Below are 3,968 nucleotides of genomic sequence, written 5' to 3'. Positions count from 1 at the left end.
ACAGGGAAAATTAAGCTAAATAAAGAGCGCATCATGCTAATTGAGTACCTGGAGAAATACATCTTCATACGTGATGACTTGTATTTCGATACTGAAATGCATGAGGATTATATAAAATTCACTGAGAAATGGTACTTTGAATTACAACCATTCCAAAAGTTCATAACAGCATTCGTTTTTCTTTTCTATAAAGAAGATGATTCTGTTTTTTACGAGCAATTTTTCATTATGATGGCTCGTGGTGGTGGTAAAAATGGATTAATTTCATCGTTATGCCATTTCTTTATTAGTCCACTACACGGAATAGATCGATACAATGTTTCGATTGTTGCCAACAATGAGAAGCAAGCGAAAGTTTCTTTCCGTGAAGTGTATGATGTAATTGAAGGTAAAGAAGTATTAGAAGATATGTTTTACCGGACGAAGGTTGAAATCCTTGGTAAGGATACAAAAAGTGTTATGCAATATCACACATCGAATGCAAGTTCAAAAGATGGGCTTCGCGATGGTTGTGTGATTTATGATGAAATCCATCGATATGAAAACTTTGATGTAGTAAATGTATTCTCTAGTGGACTTGGAAAAGTGCCAAATGCTAGAGAATTTTTTATTGGTACAGATGGTTTTGTTCGTGATGGATTCCTGGACAAGACAAAAGAAAGAGCAATGAACATTCTAAAAGGAAAAGATTTAGAAGATCCATTGTTCCCCTTCATCTGCAAGATTGATAACCCGGAAGAAATTGATCATCCTGATGTGTGGGAAAAGGCGAATCCTATGTTTAGTGAACCAAGAAGTCCTTATGCGAAAGGGTTATTCAAAAAGGTATTCACTCAATATAAACAGTTAGCAAATAATCCATCCAATCGTGAAGAATTCATAACAAAACGTATGAACTACCCCGAAACAGATTTAACAAAGTCTGTAGCTTCATGGGAAGAAATACTGCGTACTGGTTTGGAAGAAGATGGACAAACACTGAGGGAAATTCCAGAGTTAAAACACAAAACAGCTGTGGGAGGCCTAGACTATGCGAGAATTAAAGACTTCGCGGCAGTTGGTTTGCTATTTAAACATGGGAATGATTATATCTGGAAAACACATTCCTTTGTAAGGAAAGGGTTTTTAGACACAGTGAAATTAAAGGTGCCTATTAAAGAATGGGAAGAAAAAGGGTTACTTACGATTGTGGATGAACCGGTCATTAACATCCAACATATTGTAGATTGGTTTGTGAACATGCGGGAAATATACGGTGTTCGTACAATTGTAGCTGATAATTTTCGTCTAGATCTCGTGAAAGCAGCACTGGAAGCAGAAGGTTTCACATTGTTATACATTCGTAATCCAAGAGCGATTCATTCGCTTTTAGCTCCACGGGTTGAAACCCTATTTGCCAATGGACACATTATTTTTGGAGATAATCCGTTAATGCGTTGGTACACCAATAACGTCTATGTCCACATTAAAAAAGATGGCAACAAAGAATATCTGAAAAAAGATGAGGATAAGCGTAAAACAGATGGATTCCAAGCTTTTATTCATGCGTTATGGCAAGCGGATAACATTCTTGAGGATGAATTCGACTTTATGCTAGATGGTATTACGTTTTAATCTTAGGGAGGTGATCATCATTGGATGGTTGGATGCAGTATGGAAAAGAAATAGTGAAGTAGGATTTATGTTTGATGTAGAAATGTTTATCGAAAAAGCAAACAGAGTTCACATGAAGCGATTGGCAATGGATACCTGTATATCCTTTTTAGGAAGAACAATGAGTCAGTCAGAATTTAGAGTGAAAAACGGTGAAGCATTTGAAAAGGATGAGCTTTACTACCGATTAAATGTGAGACCGAATAAGAATATGACAGCAAGTACCTTTTGGGAAAAGTATATTTATAAGCTCATTTATGATAATGAAGCTTTAATTATACAAGCTGATGATGGTGATCTACTGATTGCGGATGACTTTGAACATAATGAATACGCTGTTTTTGAAGATACTTTTACAAATGTCACCGTAAAAGATTATCAGTTTAAGAGAAGTTTTAAACAAAGTGAAGTCATTCATTTGAAATATCGAAATGACAAATTATCACCGCTTATTGATGGTCTTTTTACTGATTATGGTGATTTATTCGGTAGGATATTAAGCTCTCAAAAGCGTAAAAATCAAATTCGCGGAACAGTTGATATGGATATGCTTGCTGCAAAGAGTAAAGAACATCAATCAAAGCTACAAGAGTTCATTGATAACATGTATAAAGCGATTGGAGAAAAAGACGTTGCGATTATTCCACAACAACCAGGTTTTAAGTATGATGAAACATCAGGTGGCGGAAACTCTGGTCAGAGTGTGGAGGAAATCAATAAAGTAACGAATGGTTTCTTACATCAAGTAGCAATGACTTTTGGTATTCCGACTGCTTTGTTATATGGAGAAATGGCTGATGTAGAGAAGCAAACGAAAAATTATATGCTTTTCACGGTGAAACCTTTATTAAAAAAGATATCAGATGAAGTAAACGTTAAATTTTTTGAAATGAACGAGTACCTTGAAGGACAAAAGATTGAGGTTAAAGCTATCTCTTATCAAAGTATATTTGATCTTGCGACAAGCATCGATAAACTCATTTCTTCAAGTGCGTTTACAGGGAATGAAATTCGATTAGAAGTGGGCTATGAAGTTTCTGATGATCCTAACTTACATACACATCATATTACGAAAAACTATACGAAACTAGCTGAATCTGAAGGGGGGAAGAATACAAATGACGGTGAAAATTGATGTGAAAGGACCAATTATTTCAAATGATGAAGCCTGGATTTATGATTGGTTTGAACTGGATGCTACAAGCCCAGGTAAAGTTTTAAAAGAACTTGAAAATGCAAATGGCGATGACTTAGTTATTTCAATTAATAGCCCAGGTGGTTATGTAAATGAAGGTTCAGAGATTTACACAGCATTAAAAAATTATCCTGGTCATGTAGAAGTTCAAATTGTTGGTTTAGCAGCAAGTGCAGCATCATTTATTGCAACGGCTGCTGATAAAGTTCGAATCTCTCCGACTGCGCAAATCATGATTCACAATGCTTCTATGTGGAATGGTGGCGATCATCGCGATATGGAAAAGGCTGCTAAGATGCTGAAGACGACAGATCGAGCAATTGTAAATGCTTATATCCTTAAAACGGGTAAATCAGAAGAAGAACTACTTCATATGATGGCTGAAGAAACATGGATGGGGCCTGGGCAAGCATTAGAAAATAACTTTGTGGATGAAATCATGTTTATGGATAATCCAGTTAAAATGACTGCTTCAGCTTCTACGGCTGCCATGCTTCCACAGAAGGTAATCGATGGTTTTAGAAATGGAACAATGAACAAAGGCCAAGGGATTACAAAAGAAAATTTAAACGCTGCACTATTAGGCCTAAAAAACGAAATTCTGAATGATTTACAAACAAATACAAATCCAAAAGAGCCTATTCAAGAACCTGTTAATACAAAACAGAATTTGAGTACGCTCTTTTTAAATTTAGGAGGAAAATAAAATATGGTGATTAAATTTAATAATTTTGAAGAGAAGAAACTAGCATTTGCGAAAGCGACACAGGAAGGTACAGCTGAAGAACAATCGGTAGCATTAAATTCTATGATTGAAGCACTTGCTACAGATGTACGAGCTGATATTTTAAATCAAGTAAATGAATCAATGGTAGATCGTTCTATTATGCAGTCTCGTGGCGCTAATGTATTAACAAGTGAAGAAATGAAGTTCTTTAATGCAGTTGTGGAAGAAGGTGGTTTTAAATCTACTGAAACACTACCTAAAACAACGCAAGAACGAATCTTTGATGATTTAGTTCAAAGTCATCCGTTACTAGGACATATTGGTTTAGAGAATTTAGGAGCTGTGACGGAGTTTATTTATGGAGATCCAGATGGTGCAGCAGTATGGGGACCA

3 protein-coding genes and 1 pseudogene are annotated in these 3,968 nt (G+C 35.8%); all 4 read left to right on the top strand.

What is annotated here, in order from left to right; all coding sequences use genetic code 11:
* On the top strand, positions 1 to 1,614 hold a 1,614-nt coding region (locus JDS99_RS30005; RefSeq protein WP_242475805.1), incomplete at its 5' end, for a terminase TerL endonuclease subunit.
* A gap of 10 nt (positions 1,615 to 1,624) precedes the next feature.
* Positions 1,625 to 2,788, top strand: a complete 1,164-nt coding sequence (locus JDS99_RS30000) for a phage portal protein (RefSeq protein WP_199696385.1) — start codon at positions 1,625 to 1,627, stop codon at positions 2,786 to 2,788.
* Positions 2,772 to 3,554 carry a head maturation protease, ClpP-related gene (locus tag JDS99_RS29995; protein ID WP_199696384.1) on the top strand — a complete coding sequence of 261 codons (783 nt, stop codon included), beginning with the start codon at positions 2,772 to 2,774 and terminating at the stop codon, positions 3,552 to 3,554. The genes JDS99_RS30000 and JDS99_RS29995 overlap by 17 nt, the downstream gene beginning before the upstream one ends.
* A gap of 3 nt (positions 3,555 to 3,557) precedes the next feature.
* Positions 3,558 to 3,968: pseudogene (locus JDS99_RS29990) on the top strand (phage major capsid protein); the annotation flags it as partial.

Origin of the sequence: Bacillus cereus group sp. N6 (assembly GCF_016483705.1) — a bacterium.
Classification (GTDB): domain Bacteria; phylum Bacillota; class Bacilli; order Bacillales; family Bacillaceae_G; genus Bacillus_A; species Bacillus_A wiedmannii.
The sequence above is the reverse complement of the archived record's forward strand: the minus strand, read 5'-3'. Positions and strand labels throughout refer to the sequence as shown.

What these genes read in the sequence shown, in the direction of transcription:
- JDS99_RS29995 (WP_199696384.1), top strand. Translation starts at nt 2,772, where the DNA reads ATGACGGTGAAAATTGATGTGAAAGGACCAATTATTTCAAATGATGAA.